The organism is Ruicaihuangia caeni (assembly GCF_029952955.1).
GTDB classification, from domain to species: domain Bacteria; phylum Actinomycetota; class Actinomycetes; order Actinomycetales; family Microbacteriaceae; genus Ruicaihuangia; species Ruicaihuangia caeni.
On sequence record NZ_JASATX010000003.1, the window covers coordinates 156,566 to 171,617 of the forward strand.

A 15,052-nucleotide genomic window follows, 5' to 3' on the forward strand; every position below is an offset into this window, starting at 1 on the left:
TTCACCGCAGAAGACCGGCGGCAGTCCTCAGGTCGGCGACCAGTTGAGCGAACGCGGCCTCGCGATCGTCGTCTCCGCGCAACCGCAGGATCGCCGAGGGGTGCGCCGTCACGACTACTGGTGCGGGTAGCCCCTCGCGCACGAGCGGCTCGCCCCTCGCCCGACCGATCGCCACAGTGCGGCCGAGCACCGACCTCGCGGCGGTGGCGCCGAGGCACACGATCGCCTGCGGTTGCACCGCCTCGAACTCCGCTTCGAGCCACGGGTGGCATGCCACGATATGCGCCACCGCAGGCTTGGCGTGGATGCGCCGCTTGCCCCGCTGCTCGAACCTGAAATGCTTCACCGCGTTCGTGAGGTAGAGCTCCTCACGACGGATGCCGGCGGCATCCACCGCCTCGGCGAGCACACGCCCGGCAGGCCCCACGAACGGCTTGCCTTCCTCGTCCTCCCGATCGCCCGGTTGCTCGCCCACGAGCATGAGCCGCGCAGTGGCCGGGCCGGTGGAGAACACCACCTGGGTGGCCGGTTTCCAGAGCTCGCAGCCGCGGCATCCTTCCGCCGCGCGCTTGAGTTCGCCGAGGCTCGCCTCTGCCGGCACCCACCGCTGCGCGCCGGGACGCTCGACCTCTGCGAGTTCGGGAGCCATGCCCCGAGTGTAGGAGCGGGCCGCGCGTGCGGAAGGAGGCTCTGCCGAGGTAAGGCTCGCGCCTGGCTGCGAGCCCGCTGCGCTTCAACCGAGAAGCGGGGAGTGCTCCTTGACCTGCGCGCCAGCCGCGCTAACCTCTTAGGCCATGGCAAGGCTCAACGCTGATCGAAGAGGGCGCGCCGCGGAGGGATTGGGCCACCGTGCAGTTCGCTCATGCTCAGCAGTGCCACCGAACGCGGAGCCGCGATCCAACGCATGAACAATGACCAACTTCGACCGTTGATCTGTCGAGACTGCCTCTACCCGCTGCAGCACATCGGAGGTTCGGAGCGTCCGTACTTCGGGTGCATCCTCTGCGGGGCGCTGGGAGTGCGGGTTGCTCAATCGACTGAGCGCTTGTCAGACGCTGACGCTCAAATCCACAGCCCGAGCCACGGTCGCCATGAGTTCCGTCGTCGTCGAAGCGGAGACTCAGATGCGAGCAATCGGTCGTTGCCGCACGGCGACGGAGACTTGCAGCGCTAGCACCGCCGTATCAGAAGGCCCCAACAACCGCTGGAATCTCGCGGAAGTGCGGGGCTAGCGCTTGGCGGAGACGGAGGGGCTTGCTCCCGTGGTCCTCCCCCACCATTGGTCCGCAACGCTCGGCGCCCGTGGGCGTGACCCCACCCGAGAGTCCAAGCCACAGCACCCGCTCATGAAAAAACCCGGCCTTGGCCGGGTGTTTTCATGAGCGGAGACGGAGGGATTTGAACCCTCGGTCCCCCGGAGGGGACTCCACCTTAGCAGGGTGGTGCACTAGACCTGACTATGCGACGTCTCCAGATAGTCCTGTGCAAGCATACCGGCATCCGTGAGCGGCTTCGAACACCGACGATCGACGAGAAGCCGTCTACTCGGCCAGAGTTGCAAGCGTCGGCCAGAGATGCAAGCGTCGGCCGGGGTTGCAGCTCTGTCCAGCGTCGACAACTCGGGCCCGCGCCTGCGAACTAGCGCCGCCGCGAGCGCATGCTCAGTTCGCGCGCGAGCAGGTCTGCTGAGCGGCGGTCTGACCGAGCACGCCCTCGAGTACTTCGGGCTCCGGTGTCGGCGACGCCGACTCGGTCGGAGTAGGAGTCGCGGTTTCCGCACCCTCTCCTTCCGGCGCAGGCGCGGCGGTCTCGGTGGGCTCGGTCGGCTCTGAGCCGGGCGCGAGCGTCGAACCGACACCGGTCTTGCCCTCGAGCGCGAAGAGCTCATCGTTCTGCAGCTTCGCCATGAGGGCGTCGGCCTGCGACTTGATGGGGGCTACCTTGCCTTCGTAGACGCCGCCGAGGCCAGTGGTGCCGGGGTACTGCACGAAGACGACCTTCTCAAGATCGAGCTTTCGCAGCACGTTCGCCATCGACACCATGGTGTCGAGGTTGGCGAGACTCGTTGAGAGCGTCATGCTCTCGGTCGCGGTCTTGGCAATGTTGTAGAGCTTTCCGGGGTTGGTCAGGGTGTCCGAGCTCTTCAGCGTGCGGACGAGCGACGACATGTACACCTGCTGCGAGCTGATGCGCCCCAGATCGCTGCCGTCGCCCACCCCGTGTCGCGACCTGAGAAACGCGAGCGCCTGATAGCCCACGAGCGTGTGGTTGCCGGCGGTCGGCAGGTCGAGCCCCGTATAGCGGTCGTAGATCGGGGCGTCGATGCAGACGTCGACGCCGCCGACCGCTGAAGACATCATGGCGACGCCGTCGAAGGTGATGAGACCGGCGTACGGGATGCTGAGGCCCGTGAGTTCCTCGACGGTCAGCACGGTGCAGGCGAGCCCGCCATGTCCGAGCGTCGAGTTGATCGGCTGCGCGCGCATGGGCGACAACTCGCCCTCGCCATGCGGGTCGGGACAAGCAGGCACCGGGACCACCAGGTCGCGCGGGATGCTCACCACCACGGCGCTGCTGTGGTCGTTCGCCACGTGCACCAGGATGTTGACGTCGTTCAGCTCACTCCCGGTGTAGCCGAACGCCTCTTCGCGTCCCTCACGGCTGTCGCTGCCGACCAGCAGAATATTGAAGCCGCCGTCGAACTCGCCGATCTGCGGAAGCGGCGCCCCCTGCCCGCTGGCGAGGTCCACCGTGTCGAGATTGCTGGCGAATTGCGCGGCCGTCACGGTCGCGACCGACACGCCGCTCACGAGCACGACCGAGAGCACAGCGGCGACGCCCTTCAGCAGAGCCGGCCAGGCGCGGTGGCGGCGACGGCGGGCGTGACGGGGCGTTACGGCGTTGCGGCGTTGCGATGCGGGCATGATCGGTGTGGGCGGGTCTGCTCTCGTGCGGCTGTTGCTCGGTGACGATGTCGAGGAAAGAAGTCGCGGGAGCGCCCGCGCGAACCAGACTAAACGAAGAACGTGCCGCGAAAGCTGAGCGCGACACACTCCTGGCCGCCCGGAAGGGCCTCGCGCGTCAGTCTGCCGGCACGCCGAAGGCGACCGCTCTTACCGGCGCGCCGTCTGCGTCGATCTTCAGTGGGAAGAAGCCGAGCTCGACGAGCACGGGCAGCCCGTCGAGCCCCGCAAGGTTCTCGACGATGAGCCCATCGCCGCCGAGCACCACCTCATGCACGGGGAAGCCCCCGGCATCCGACCCCGTCTCATCAGGGCTGAGCGTGTCGACGGCGAGCAGGTGCATGCCTCTGTCTCGGAGCTCCTGCGCTGCTTCGGCGGCCATGAACGGATGCCGCAGCGCCCGCTCGGTGCCGAAGTGCTTCTCCCAGCCGGTGTGCATGACCACGATCGAAGGCACGCGCTCTGGCAGCTCCCCGCCGAGCGCGGCCGCGATCTCGGCGACACCGTACTGCTGGCCGTCGGCGAGCTCCCCCAGGTGAACGATGAGCGCGTCGCCCACCAGTTCATCGAGCGCGATGTCGCCGGTGGTGCGACCGCCCTCGACAGTGTGCGACGGCGCATCGAGGTGGGTGCCGGTGTGGCTTCCCATGTGCAGTTGCGCAACGTCGACGCCGTCACGGGCCAGCACGAGTCCCGGCTCGATCGTGACCCCGGGGTCGCCCGGGTAGACCATCATCGCGTCGGTGATGCTCCGGCTCAGCTCACGCATGGGCGTCGTCCTGGCGGACGATGCGGCGGCGTGTCGGCGCGACCCCGAGGTCATCGCTCAACCGTTCTCGACAGCCGTGCGGTCGGCCTCGTTCGCGTCGACATCCGCCAGGTGGCGGCTCGGTTCGGCCGCATGCCGTGCCCGGTCGGGCAGCATCGCGAGCAGGTACACGACGAAGCTCAGCACGAATGCCGGGATGGTCGCCCCGACCGGCAGCGGCCAGACGTACGCCCAGACATACGACATGACGGCGCCGAGCACCCACACCGCGATGGCGATCCAGTTGACACCGCCGGTGTACCAGTGGCGCCCGCCTCGTGCCGCGAGGATGTCGCGCCCGTACGACGCCCGCTTGATGATGTAGTAATCGACGATCATGATCGCGAATACCGGCACGAAGAAGGCGCCGATCATGACGAGGAAGTCGGTGAACTGGTTCAGCAGAGCGAGCCAGGTGGAGCCGATGATCGAGATGCCGCCGAGCAGGAGCGCCATCGGCAGGAATCGAAGGCGGCTCCCGGCCTTTGCGTTCACCACCGAGGTGACCATGCCGTAGACGACCATGGTGTTCGTCGCCATGACCGAGAGGAAGATGACGATCGCGATCGGCGCTCCGAAGTGCTCGACGAACACCGCGGGGTCGAAGACGTCTGGTGTGCCGTCCGACAGCATGATGTAGACGAACGCGGTGAGACCGAGGGTCATCGAGGTGACAGTCGAGAGCGTGTAGCCCACGCCGGAGCCGATCACGCCGGCCTTCGTGGTGCGGGCGAGCCGGTTGAAGTCGGCAGACAGCACGGTCCACGAGATCGCCGTGGCGATCACGATGTCGAGCACCGAGATCGCGTTCATGCCGTATGAGGGGTCGGGCTCGACCGCCTGGAAGTCCCCGAGGTCGAAGGTCGTGAACGCGGTGATGAAGATCCACGCGATGATGACGAGCATCAGCACGGCGAACCACGGCTCGAGGCGCGCGATGCCCTCGTGCCCGAAGATCGCCATGATGACGACGAGGGTCTGGCAGAGCACCGAGAACAGGATCGGGTTGGAGAACCCGGTGAGGCTGTGCACGAGAGCGTCGACCGTGACTCCGGCGAGCATGGCCTGCACCCAGCTCCAGCCCATGAGGATGATCACGTTCGCCGCTACCGGGAGGAAGCTCCCGTTGATGCCGAATGCACCCCGGGTGAGCGCCATCGTCGGCAGGCCGGTGCGGGTGCCCATGGCGCCGATCGACGTCAGCACGATCGCCCCGCCGGCGGTGCCGAGCACGATCATCAGGAACGCCGTGCGGAAGTCGACACCCGGCACGAAGAAGGTTCCGGTGAGCAGGGTGGTGACGACCAGGTTCGCGGCCAGCCAGATCATGCCGATCCTGGGCAGCGAGAGCGTACCTCGGATCGGCCCACTGCCTTCTGCCTGCGCCTCGAGGCGTCGATCGAGTCGGGCGTAGAGCGACATTGCTGTCTCCTCTTTCAGGGTGTCGAGGGGGCGTTGCGCAGGTGGGATGCGCTCGCAGGGGGTCAGGGAGCGTCGGCGTCGTCTTCAGCGTCGTCCTGCGGCATCGGCGACAAGTGCTCATGCACGGCGATGAGACCATCGTCATCGACGCTGAACACGATCGTCTCGCGCTCCTCGTAGGCGTCTTCACCGTCTCCCGTGTCGACGCGCGTGAACACGTGGTGGGTGAAAACGGCGCCGCCGGGGAACGTCTGCACGCGACGCTCGCTCGACCGGCACTCGAGCACGCGCCAGCCGTCGGCCACCCACCCCTTCCAGATGTCCTCGTACTCAGGAGTGTCGAGCAGTTGCGGCTCGGTGTGGAACAGGAACGTCGCATCGCGCGCGAACCCGGCGAAGTAACGCTCGGTGTCGGTGGCGGCGAAGGCATCGACGATGGCGGATGCCGCGGCCAGCACCTCGCTCTCGGTCGGCGTGCGGGTGGTCATCGCTTGCTCCTTCGGTCTGCGTGACTGCTGGTCGCGGCATCCGAATTGCGTATCCGGGATGCCGGTGGCGGATCAGCCGCGGGGTGCCATGGCGCTGATGAGGTCGTAAGCGACATGGCTGGCCGCCACAGCGGTCAACTGGGCGTGGTCGTACGCGGGTGCGACCTCGACGACATCCGCACCGACGATGTTGCGATCGGAGAGCGCACGGATCATGCGCAGCAGTTCGCGACTCGTCAGGCCGCCGGCCTCGGGCGTGCCAGTGCCGGGCGCGTGCGCCGGGTCGAGCACGTCGATGTCGATCGAGATGTACAACGGCTTGTCGCCGATGCGGGTGCGGATTCGCTCGATGGCGACCTCGACGCCTCGCTCTTCGATGTCTTCGCTCGTGACGATCGCGAAGCCGAGGCGCTTGTCGTCTTCGAGGTCGCCGACGTCGTACAGCGGGCCACGAGTGCCGACGTGCATGCTCGCGGTGAGGTCGATGAGGCCCTCCTCCGAAGCGCGGCGGAACGGCGTGCCGTGGGTGATCGGGGCACCGAAATAGGTGTCCCAGGTGTCGAGGTGCGCATCGAAGTGCAGCACCGCGACCGGGCCGTGCTTCTTGGTGACTGCGCGCAGCAGCGGCAGCGCGATGGTGTGGTCGCCGCCGATCGTGACGATCTTGTCGGCCTTCTCGGCGAGTTCGAGTGCGCCGGCCTCGATATCGCGCACCGCTTCATCGATGTTGAACGGGTTGACCGCGATGTCGCCCGCGTCTGCGACCTGCTGCACGGCGAACGGCGAGACGTCCTGTGCCGGGTTGTACGGCCGCAGCAGACGGGATGCCTCGCGCACATGCGACGGGCCGAAACGGGCGCCGGGGCGGTAGCTGACGCCGCTGTCGAAGGGCACGCCGACCACTGCGACGTCCGCGCGGTCGACCTGGTCGAGGCGAGGCAGGCGGGCGAAGGTGGCGATGCCGGCGAAACGAGGAACGACGCTCGCGTCGACAGGACCAATGGGCTCACTGAGTTGCATATAGCTAAACTTCCGATAAATTGAGGTAAACCTTGGCCGTCATGCTACGCCGCGGCTCGGAAGACTGTCAACGCGGACGCCCCTCTTTCGTGGAGCTGCAACCGTGATCACCGCTCCAACCGCCAGCATGCGGCAACCCAACCTGTCTTGCCACCCTCATCAGGAGTTTCTCCATGCGACCCGTCCCACCTTCGCCAAGTGGTCAGCCCCTCCTGATCGGCGCCCGCATCCGCAGCGCCCGCCAGGGGCAAGGGCTCACCCTGGCGCAAGTGGCCGATGCGACCGGGCTCACCAAGGGCTTCCTCAGCCGCCTCGAGCGAGACGACACATCCCCGAGCGTGGCCACGCTCGTGCAGCTCTGTCAGGTGCTCTCGATCGAGGTGGGCTCGCTGTTCGCCGAGCCTCCGATCCAGCGGATCCAGCTCTCGCAGGCGCCCCGCATAAACCTCGGCGGCACGAAGCTCGATGAGCGGCTGATCTCACCGCGCTCTGAATCGAGGGTGCAGATGATCCGATCGTCGATGCAGCCCGGAGCGACCGGGGGCGAAGGCTTCTACACGATCAGTTGCGAGGTGGAAGTGCTCCACGTCATCTCAGGGTCGGTGACGGTGCAGTTCGTCTGTCGCGAGATCGTGCTCGAGGCCGGCGATTCGCTGACGTTCCCGGGGCGGGAGCCGCACAACTGGGTGGCGGATGCCGAGACCGGAGCCGAGGTCGCCTGGGTGGTCGTGCCGGCATCTTGGAGCGGCGCCGGGTAGCAACCTGCGGCGGAGCCGCTTGGCGGAGCCGCTTGGCGGAGGGCGTGGGATTCGAACCCACGAGGCATTGCTGCCCACTGGTTTTCAAGACCAGCTCCATCGGCCGCTCGGACAGCCCTCCAGATACGAGTCACGAGCATATCGGACGCCGCTGCACCCCGATGGTGCCCGCAGTCGCCACGCCCTGACCGGCCCGCCGCGATCTCGGATGCACGTCGCTTGCGCGCCACCTAATCGCATCTGCGCCACTAGGAAGTGGCGCAGATGTCCCTAACTGGCGCGGACGGGCGGGTTAGTAGTGCGGTGACCACGGAACGGATGCCGCCAGCGGTTGACGACCGAGCAGATGCGGTCAGCGGTTGACGACGGAGCAGGTGCGGTCGGCCGCGGTCTGGCCAGTGAGGCCCTCGATGACGGGCGGACTCGTGGGCGCAGGCGAAGCAGGCGGTGAGCTGCTGCCGGGCGCAGGCGTCTCAGTCGGCGCGGGCGTCTCGGTGGGCTCGCTCGGCGCCGGCGTCTCACCGGCGTCGGGGCCACCGGCATCCGTTCCGCCCGGCTCGAGCGCAGCGCCCGGCCCGGTCTCGCCGGTTGCGACGGCGAATGGGGAGTCCGCGCGGATCGCGGCCATGAGCTGATCCGCCACCTGCTGATCGGGGATGAGACGGGTGAACCCGTCGGTGTACGCGCTCGGGTACATGACGAACTGCACTTCGTCGAGCTCGATGTCCTTCAGCGCCTGCGCGATCGACATCATGGTCGGCACATTGGCGAGGCTCGGCGAGAGGGTCATGTTACGGAGCGCCACTTCGGCGATCTGATAGAGCCGAACCGGGTCGCCGAGCGTGTCCGAACTCTTGAGCGTGCGCACGAGCGAGGCGAGATAGACCCGCTGCGAGCTGATCCTCGCAAGGTCACTGCCGTCTCCAACGCCATGGCGCGACCGGAGGAACGCGAGGGCCGTCGCACCCGAGATGACATGCTCGCCCGCCGTTGGCAGATTGATCCCCGTGTACGGGTCGACAAGCGGGCCGTCGATGCACACCGGCACACCACCCACGGCGTTGGTGAGCTCGATGACTCCGAGGAACGTGATCATGCCGGCGAACTGGATGTCGAGGCCGGTCAGTTGCTCGACGGTGTCGACGACGCAGCCCAGACCGCCCCGCCCGAGCGCCGCGTTCAACGGTTGCGATTGGAGCGCAGCGTGTTCGACGCCCTTCTCGTCCACGCAGACCGGCGCGGGCACCCGCAGATCGCGCGGCAGGCTGATGGCGATCGCCCGCGAATGGTCGGCGGAGACGTGCAGCAGGAGGTTGACGTCGTTCAGCTCGGCGTCGCGATCGCCGAACCCGTCGCCCTGGCCCTCGCCGGTGTCGCTTCCGACGATGAGGATGTTGAAGCCCCCGGGGTAGGCGCCGATGGTGGGCGGCCGCGCGTGGTCGCCGTCACCGATCGAGACCACGTCGATGTCGCGGGTGAAGCGCATCGCCGTCACTCCTGCGATGGCGACGGTGCTCACCAGGACCGCGCTGAGCGCCAGGCCGACCGCTCGCAGCACCGATCGGCCGTCGCGATGCGGGCGCAGCCTGCCGTGGCGCGCGACGCCATCGGTCGAAGGAACCGCGATCGTGCGACCGGAGAGCAGCGGGTCGGTCACGCCCATCGCTCACCTCCAGTCGAGCTGCTGACGCTCGCTCAGATCTTGCGCCTGCGAAGGGCGCCCGCCCAGTACCCGACGATCGGAAGAGCCAGGGCGATCAGGCCGACGCGAGCCGACCCGGTACGAGTTCTTCGAGAATCAGTGCGACACCGTCATCGTCGCCGTGCGCCGTGAACGTGTTCGCCACCTCACGCACCTCTTCCGGCGCTTGCCCCATGGCCACCCCGTGGCCGTTCTCCGACGCCCAGCGCAGCATGTCGATGTCGTTGCGGCCGTCGCCGATGGCGATGACATTGCCTCGACGGATGCCGAGCGATTCCCGCACCCGCTCCAGCGCCGTCGCCTTGTTCACTCCGTCGGGCGCGATGTCGAGCCAGGCCGTCCAGCCCACGTTGTAGCTCACCTGGTGGAGGCCCATGCGCTCGACGATGTGCAGGAACTCCTTCACCTCGTGCTCGGGTGAGATGACGACGACGCGGGTGGCCTGCCTGTTGAGCAGTTCCTCGAAGTCGACCTTCTCGGCGGTGGCGCCCACGGTGCCGTTCGAGAACCAGCCCGTGTACTTGAAGAGGCCGTGCTCGTCTTCGACCGCAAAGTCGGCGCCCTTCAGATGCTCTCGCACGGTGAGCAGGACCGCGGTCGGGTCGAACGTCTCGACGTGATCGCGCGCATACCCGACGGGCGCGTCCGGGTCGCGCCGAAGCGTTACTGCACCGTTGGAGCAGACGATGTACTCGGAGGTCAGCTCGAGCCGTTCGAGAACTGGAAGCGTCATCGACGGTGCGCGCCCCGTGGCGAGCATGACCTCGTGACCGGCGTCCCGCACTCGGCTCACCTGCTCGTGCACGGCATCGCTGATCTCACCGTCTTCCATGAGCACGGTGCCGTCGATGTCGAGTGCGACAAGCAGGCGTTCGGTCACGTGATCGGCTCCAATCGTTCCAGTCCGCCGAGGAATGGTCGCAGCGCGTCGGGCACTGTCACCGAGCCGTCGGCGTTCTGATGGGTCTCGAGCAGGGCGACAAGCCACCGCGTGGTGGCGAGCGTGCCGTTGAGGGTGGCGACCGGGGCGGTCTTTCCGGTCTCGGTGCGCGAACGGATGTCGAGCCGACGCGCTTGATAGGTCGTGCAGTTGCTCGTGCTCGTCAACTCGCGGTACCGGCCCTGGGTGGGCACCCACGCCTCTACATCGTACTTTCGCGCGGCGCTGGAGCCCAGATCGCCGGCCGCGGTGTCGATGACCCGGTACGCGAGCCCCAGTGCCTGCAGCATCTCCTCCTGGAAGGCGAGCATGCGCTGGTGCTCGGCCTCGGCATCCTCGGGCAGCGTGTAGGCGAACATCTCGAGCTTGTTGAACTGGTGCACGCGGATGATGCCGCGCGTGTCCTTTCCGCCTGACCCCGCTTCGCGCCGGTAGCAGGTGGACCATCCCGCGTACCGCAGCGGGCCGCACGAGAAGTCGAGGATCTCGTCGGCGTGGTAGCCGGCGAGCGCGACCTCGCTGGTGCCCGTGAGGTAGAGGTCGTCGGCGGGCAGGTAGTACACCTCGTCGCTGTGCTCGCCGAGGAAGCCGGTGCCCGACATGATCTCGGGTCGCACCAGCGTCGGCGTGATGAGCGGAACGAACCCTCCGGCGAGCGCCTTCTGCAGGCCGAGGTTCATGATCGCCAGCTCGAGCTGGGCCCCGACTCCGCGCAGGTAGTGGAACCTCGCTCCGCTGACCTTCGCGCCTCGCGCCATGTCGATGGCACCGAGCAGCTCGCCGAGCTCGAGGTGATCGCGCGGTTCGAAGTCGAACTCCGGGATGCCGCCGACCTCGCGAAGCACGACATAGTCGTCTTCGCCGCCAGCAGGGACGCCGTCGAGCACGATGTTGTCGATCGCGGTGATGGCGCGGGTGAACGCCTCCTCGGCATCCGTCGCCTGCTGCTGGGCCTGCTTGACGTTCGACGCGAGCTCCTGGGCCTGGGCGACGAGTGCGGCCTTCTCATCGCGAGGCGCGGAGGAAACCGTCTTGCCGAACGCCTTCTGCTCGGCACGCAGGCGCTCGAACGAGGCGATCGCGGCGCGTCGCGCGGCATCCGCCTCGATCGCGCGGTCGACCAACTCGACCGAGGATCCCCTGGCCTCCTGTGAGCGGCGAACCACGTCGGGATTGTCGCGAAGAAGTTGGGGATCGATCACCGCACTAGTCTGGCACGGCATGCCATACCGTGTTCTGCATGGCAGAGGCCCTTGCGCGCGGCACCCGCGCGGCAGTGATCGTGAATCCATCGAAGGTGGATGCCGAAGCGCTGCGCGCCTCCGTGGAGCAGCACGAGCAGGCCGAAGGATGGCAGCCGTCGCTGTGGATCGAGACCACCGTCGAGGATCCCGGCAGCGGGCAGGTGCGTCGTGCGCTCGACGAGCAGGTCGCGCTCGTCATCGCCGCAGGGGGCGACGGCACGGTCAGGGCCGCCGCTGCGGCGCTCCGTGACAGCGGCGTACCGCTCGCCATCGTGCCCGCCGGCACGGGCAATCTGCTCGCGCGGAACCTGGAGCTACCGCTCGGCGACCCGGCCGCCGCTGTGCGCGTGGCATTCACGGGCACGGAGCGCGCGATCGATCTGGGCATCATCGATGCCGAGCGGGTCGATGGCGAGGTGGATCAGTTCGTGTTCCTCGTCATGGCCGGGGTCGGTCTCGACGCCCAGATGGTCGCGAACACGAACCCGCAACTGAAGGCGAAGGTGGGCTGGCTCGCGTACGTGGATGCGATCGCGCGCTCATTGCGCAGCGGCAGCCGGGTGCGGCTTCGCTACCGCCTCGACACGAATCCCGATCGGGCCATGACTGCTCACACGGTACTCATCGGCAATTGCGGCATGCTGCCGGGCAATATCGCGTTGCTCCCGGATGCAGAGATCGACGATGGCCGCCTCGACGTGGTGGCCCTGGCACCGCGCGGGTTCCGCGGGTGGCTGCGGATCTGGTCACGAGTGGTGTGGGAGAACGGCCTCCTTCGCCGCACCCAGGTCGGTCGGTGGATCGTGGGAGAGACGAAGCCGATCCGCGCCCTGCGCTATCTGACTGGAGAGCGCTTCATCGCTCGGTTCCCCCATCCCGAGGAGTTCGAGGTAGACGGCGATCCCGCAGGCGAGGTCGTCGCGCTGCGCGCCACCGTCGACCACCAGGCGCTCGCGGTGATGGTCAGCGCCGAGGGCACGCCCGAGGAGGACGACGTCGGTCGCTGATCGTTCGCGTCAGTCGAGTGCGACGGCACGCCGAAGCCGCAGCCTCGGTCGGCGCTGACCCGTCAGTCGTCGGGTTCGCCCGAGAGGATGCCGCGCAGCCAATCGCGCGCTTCGATGAACACCTCGTCGGCGTAGCGCGAGGGCACGGCCACGGGCTGGCGGTCGGCACGCGGGTACGAGCCCAGGAAGATGACGTTGGGGCTGAAGCGCTTGAGCCCGAGCATGGCGTCTGCCACGCGCTCGTCCTTGATGTGACCGTCGAGGTCGATCACGAAGCGGTAGCGACCGAGGGCGTCGCCGATGGGACGCGACTCGATGAGGCTCATGTTCACGCCCCGCGTCGCGAACTGCTCGAGCATCTCGAGCAGCGATCCCGGCGCGTCGACCGGCAGTTCGGCGATCACGCTGGTCTTGTCGGCCCCCGTCGGCTCGGGCAGCACACGAGTGCGGCTCACGAGCACGAAGCGCGTCACGGCGTGCTCGCTGTCGGCGAGGCGCTCGGCGAGCACCTCCAGCGGGTAGTGGTCGGTGATGCCGGGCGGGGCGATGGCGGCATCCGCGTGCTCGACCTCGAGCAGCGACGCCGCGGCGCTCACGTTCGACGACGCCGGAATGTGGCCGTGCTCGGGCAGCGCCCGTTCGAGCCAGCGCCGCGTCTGGGCGTAGGCCACCGGGTGGGCGTTCACCACGTGCACCTGCTCGAGCGAAGTGCCAGGGCGTGCGACGAGCACGAAGTCGACCGGCACAAGATACTCGCCGGTGATGCGAAGACCCGGGATGCTGGCGAGCGCGTCCTGGGTGGCGCTCACGCCTCCCTCGATCGAGTTCTCGATCGCGATCATCGCGGCGACACTGCGGCCGGTCACCACATCGTCGAGCGCCTCGCCGACGTTGTTCACCGCGCGCCAGCTCTTGTTCTGCGCTTCGGGCACCTGGTTCAGCGCCAGCCAGGTGAAGGTGCCGACCGGGCCGAGATAGCTGTAGGTCTCAGCAGCGGCATCAGGCATGGAACAAGCTTAGGGGCGATGCCAGACTGGGCGGCATGAACGCCCGAGCAGGAGAGCCGGCATCCGAGTCCGACCTGATCAACGTGCACGAACTCGTCGCAGCGTACTTCGAGCTGACGCCGGATCCCCGTGATCCCGCTCAGCGCGTGGCCTTCGGCACGAGCGGGCACCGCGGCTCGTCGCTCGACCGCTCGTTCAACGAGGCCCATATCGCCGCCACGACGCAGGCGATCTGCGAGTACCGGAAGGCGCAGGGCATCACCGGTCCCCTCTTCGTCGGGCGCGACACGCACGCGCTGAGCCGGCCGGCCGAGACCACGGCGCTCGAGGTGCTCGAGGCCAACCGAGTGCACGCGCTGACCGACGCGTACGACGACTATGTGCCGACGCCGGCGCTGAGCCGCGCGATCCTCGCGCACAACCAGGGGCTCGCCCCCGATGCGGGCAGTCGCGCCGACGGCATCATCATCACACCTAGCCACAACCCTCCCCGTGATGGAGGCTTCAAGTACAACCCGCCGCACGGCGGTCCGGCTGATTCCGACGCAACCGATTGGATCGCTCGTCGCGCCAACGAGCTGCTCGAGGACGGCAACCGCGACGTGAAGCAGCAGGAGCCGAGCGCTGTCGATACCTATGACTTCCGGGGCGAGTACGTCGACGCGCTCTCTTCGATCATCGACATGGACGCGATCCGATCGAGCGGCATCCGCATCGGGGCCGACCCGCTGGGCGGCGCGAGCGTGCACTACTGGCAGTACATCGCCGAGCGGTACCGCTTGCAGGGCCGCGATGGTGCCGCTTCGCTCGAAGTCGTGGATCCGATCATCGACCCGACCTGGGCTTTCATGACGCTCGATTGGGACGGCAAGATCCGCATGGACCCCTCGAGCCCGTCGGCGATGGCCGGCGTGCTGGCGAACAGGAACCGGTTCGACATTCTCACCGGCAACGATGCGGATGCCGATCGGCACGGCATCGTGACACCCGACGCCGGACTCATGAACCCCAATCATTTCCTCGCCGTCGCGATCCACTACCTGCTGAGCCACCGCCCGCAGTGGAGCGCCGACGCGACGATCGGGAAGACGCTGGTCTCAAGCGCCATGATCGACCGGGTGGTGGCTTCCCTCGGTCGACGGCTCGTGGAAGTGCCCGTCGGGTTCAAGTGGTTCGTTCCAGGGCTCAGCGATGGCTCGGTGGCGTTCGGCGGCGAGGAGAGCGCCGGCGCGAGCTTCGTGCGAATGGACGGCAGCGTCTGGACCACCGACAAGGACGGCATCCTGCTCGCCCTGCTCGCCGCTGAGATCAGGGCTGTCACTGGTCAGAGCCCTTCAGAGCTCTATCGCCAGCTCGAGGCGCAGCACGGCTCTCCCGCGTACGAGCGCACGGATGCCGCCGCGACACCGGCCCAGAAGGCGCGCCTCGCGAAGCTCGCGCCCGCCGACATCACCGCCGATCGGCTCGCCGGCGACCCGATCGTGGCGAAGCTCAGCCGCGCGCCGGGCAATGATGCGCCGATCGGCGGCGTGAAGGTGATGAGCGAGCGCGCGTGGTTCGCGGCGCGTCCGAGCGGAACCGAGAACGTGTACAAGATCTACGCCGAGTCGTTCGCCGGGCCTGAGCATCTGGCCGCGGTGCAGGCGGAGGCGAAGGCGATCGTCGACGCGGCGATCCACGGGGCGTGAGCCAC

General features: G+C 67.8%; 13 protein-coding genes and 2 tRNA genes. 3 read left to right on the forward strand and 12 right to left on the reverse strand.

Annotation, left to right across the window (positions count from 1 at the left end):
- Window position 1 precedes the first annotated feature (1 nt).
- The 7 genes from QF206_RS08250 to speB form a co-directional block, all read right to left on the reverse strand.
- A complete protein-coding gene (locus QF206_RS08250) occupies window positions 2-649 on the reverse strand; it encodes a UdgX family uracil-DNA binding protein (protein WP_281488741.1) in 648 nt (215 codons plus the stop codon).
- A 734-nt stretch (window positions 650-1,383) separates the two neighbouring features.
- Window positions 1,384-1,472: transfer RNA gene (locus QF206_RS08255), tRNA-Ser, on the reverse strand.
- Window positions 1,473-1,661: 189 nt separating this feature from the next.
- Window positions 1,662-2,924, reverse strand: coding sequence for an LCP family protein (locus QF206_RS08260; protein WP_281488742.1), 1,263 nt, complete (start codon window positions 2,922-2,924; stop codon window positions 1,662-1,664).
- A 157-nt stretch (window positions 2,925-3,081) separates the two neighbouring features.
- Window positions 3,082-3,732: a cyclase family protein gene (locus tag QF206_RS08265; protein WP_281488743.1), complete on the reverse strand. Its 651-nt coding sequence runs from the start codon at window positions 3,730-3,732 to the stop codon at window positions 3,082-3,084.
- A gap of 57 nt (window positions 3,733-3,789) precedes the next feature.
- Window positions 3,790-5,193: a purine-cytosine permease family protein gene (locus tag QF206_RS08270; RefSeq protein WP_281488744.1), complete on the reverse strand. Its 1,404-nt coding sequence runs from the start codon at window positions 5,191-5,193 to the stop codon at window positions 3,790-3,792.
- Window positions 5,194-5,255: 62 nt separating this feature from the next.
- Window positions 5,256-5,681: a YybH family protein gene (locus tag QF206_RS08275; protein ID WP_281488745.1), complete on the reverse strand. Its 426-nt coding sequence runs from the start codon at window positions 5,679-5,681 to the stop codon at window positions 5,256-5,258.
- A 72-nt stretch (window positions 5,682-5,753) separates the two neighbouring features.
- Window positions 5,754-6,701 (reverse strand): agmatinase, encoded by a 948-nt coding sequence (gene speB / locus QF206_RS08280; protein ID WP_281488746.1) that lies wholly within the window; start codon window positions 6,699-6,701, stop codon window positions 5,754-5,756.
- Between the two features lie 173 nt (window positions 6,702-6,874).
- On the opposite strand from speB, the gene QF206_RS08285 reads away from it, so the two are divergent.
- Window positions 6,875-7,459 (forward strand): helix-turn-helix domain-containing protein, encoded by a 585-nt coding sequence (locus QF206_RS08285; protein ID WP_281488747.1) that lies wholly within the window; start codon window positions 6,875-6,877, stop codon window positions 7,457-7,459.
- Window positions 7,460-7,492: 33 nt separating this feature from the next.
- On the opposite strand, the gene QF206_RS08290 is transcribed toward QF206_RS08285, so the two are convergent.
- The 4 genes from QF206_RS08290 to serS form a co-directional block, all read right to left on the reverse strand.
- Window positions 7,493-7,580: transfer RNA gene (locus tag QF206_RS08290), tRNA-Ser, on the reverse strand.
- A 231-nt stretch (window positions 7,581-7,811) separates the two neighbouring features.
- Window positions 7,812-9,122 carry an LCP family protein gene (locus QF206_RS08295; protein WP_281488748.1) on the reverse strand — a complete coding sequence of 437 codons (1,311 nt, stop codon included), beginning with the start codon at window positions 9,120-9,122 and terminating at the stop codon, window positions 7,812-7,814.
- A 94-nt stretch (window positions 9,123-9,216) separates the two neighbouring features.
- Entirely contained in the window at window positions 9,217-10,041 is an 825-nt protein-coding gene (locus QF206_RS08300; protein ID WP_281488749.1) for an HAD family hydrolase, read from the reverse strand.
- Complete coding sequence (gene serS, locus QF206_RS08305) at window positions 10,038-11,303, reverse strand: serine--tRNA ligase (RefSeq protein ID WP_281488750.1); 1,266 nt, start codon at window positions 11,301-11,303, stop codon at window positions 10,038-10,040. Before serS ends, QF206_RS08300 begins: the two co-directional genes overlap by 4 nt.
- A 38-nt stretch (window positions 11,304-11,341) precedes the next feature.
- Here serS and QF206_RS08310 point away from each other — a divergent pair, with 38 nt between their 5' ends.
- Window positions 11,342-12,352, forward strand: a complete 1,011-nt coding sequence (locus QF206_RS08310; protein ID WP_281488751.1) for a diacylglycerol/lipid kinase family protein — start codon at window positions 11,342-11,344, stop codon at window positions 12,350-12,352.
- 62 nt (window positions 12,353-12,414) lie between these two features.
- Here the strand turns inward: QF206_RS08310 and pheA are convergent, their stop codons facing one another.
- Window positions 12,415-13,359: a prephenate dehydratase gene (gene pheA / locus QF206_RS08315; protein ID WP_281488752.1), complete on the reverse strand. Its 945-nt coding sequence runs from the start codon at window positions 13,357-13,359 to the stop codon at window positions 12,415-12,417.
- 35 nt (window positions 13,360-13,394) lie between these two features.
- Here pheA and pgm point away from each other — a divergent pair, with 35 nt between their 5' ends.
- Window positions 13,395-15,047, forward strand: coding sequence for a phosphoglucomutase (alpha-D-glucose-1,6-bisphosphate-dependent) (gene pgm / locus QF206_RS08320; RefSeq protein WP_281488753.1), 1,653 nt, complete (start codon window positions 13,395-13,397; stop codon window positions 15,045-15,047).
- Window positions 15,048-15,052: the final 5 nt, after the last annotated feature.

Bases quoted from the DNA above. Each gene is read 5' to 3' on its own strand.
- QF206_RS08250 (WP_281488741.1), bottom strand. From the start codon at position 649: ATGGCTCCCGAACTCGCAGAGGTCGAGCGTCCCGGCGCGCAGCGGTGG.
- QF206_RS08260 (WP_281488742.1), bottom strand. From the start codon at position 2,924: ATGCCCGCATCGCAACGCCGCAACGCCGTAACGCCCCGTCACGCCCGC.
- QF206_RS08265 (WP_281488743.1), bottom strand. From the start codon at position 3,732: ATGCGTGAGCTGAGCCGGAGCATCACCGACGCGATGATGGTCTACCCG.
- QF206_RS08270 (WP_281488744.1), bottom strand. From the start codon at position 5,193: ATGTCGCTCTACGCCCGACTCGATCGACGCCTCGAGGCGCAGGCAGAA.
- QF206_RS08275 (WP_281488745.1), bottom strand. From the start codon at position 5,681: ATGACCACCCGCACGCCGACCGAGAGCGAGGTGCTGGCCGCGGCATCC.
- speB (WP_281488746.1), bottom strand. From the start codon at position 6,701: ATGCAACTCAGTGAGCCCATTGGTCCTGTCGACGCGAGCGTCGTTCCT.
- QF206_RS08285 (WP_281488747.1), top strand. From the start codon at position 6,875: ATGCGACCCGTCCCACCTTCGCCAAGTGGTCAGCCCCTCCTGATCGGC.
- QF206_RS08295 (WP_281488748.1), bottom strand. From the start codon at position 9,122: ATGGGCGTGACCGACCCGCTGCTCTCCGGTCGCACGATCGCGGTTCCT.
- QF206_RS08310 (WP_281488751.1), top strand. From the start codon at position 11,342: ATGGCAGAGGCCCTTGCGCGCGGCACCCGCGCGGCAGTGATCGTGAAT.
- pheA (WP_281488752.1), bottom strand. From the start codon at position 13,359: ATGCCTGATGCCGCTGCTGAGACCTACAGCTATCTCGGCCCGGTCGGC.
- pgm (WP_281488753.1), top strand. From the start codon at position 13,395: ATGAACGCCCGAGCAGGAGAGCCGGCATCCGAGTCCGACCTGATCAAC.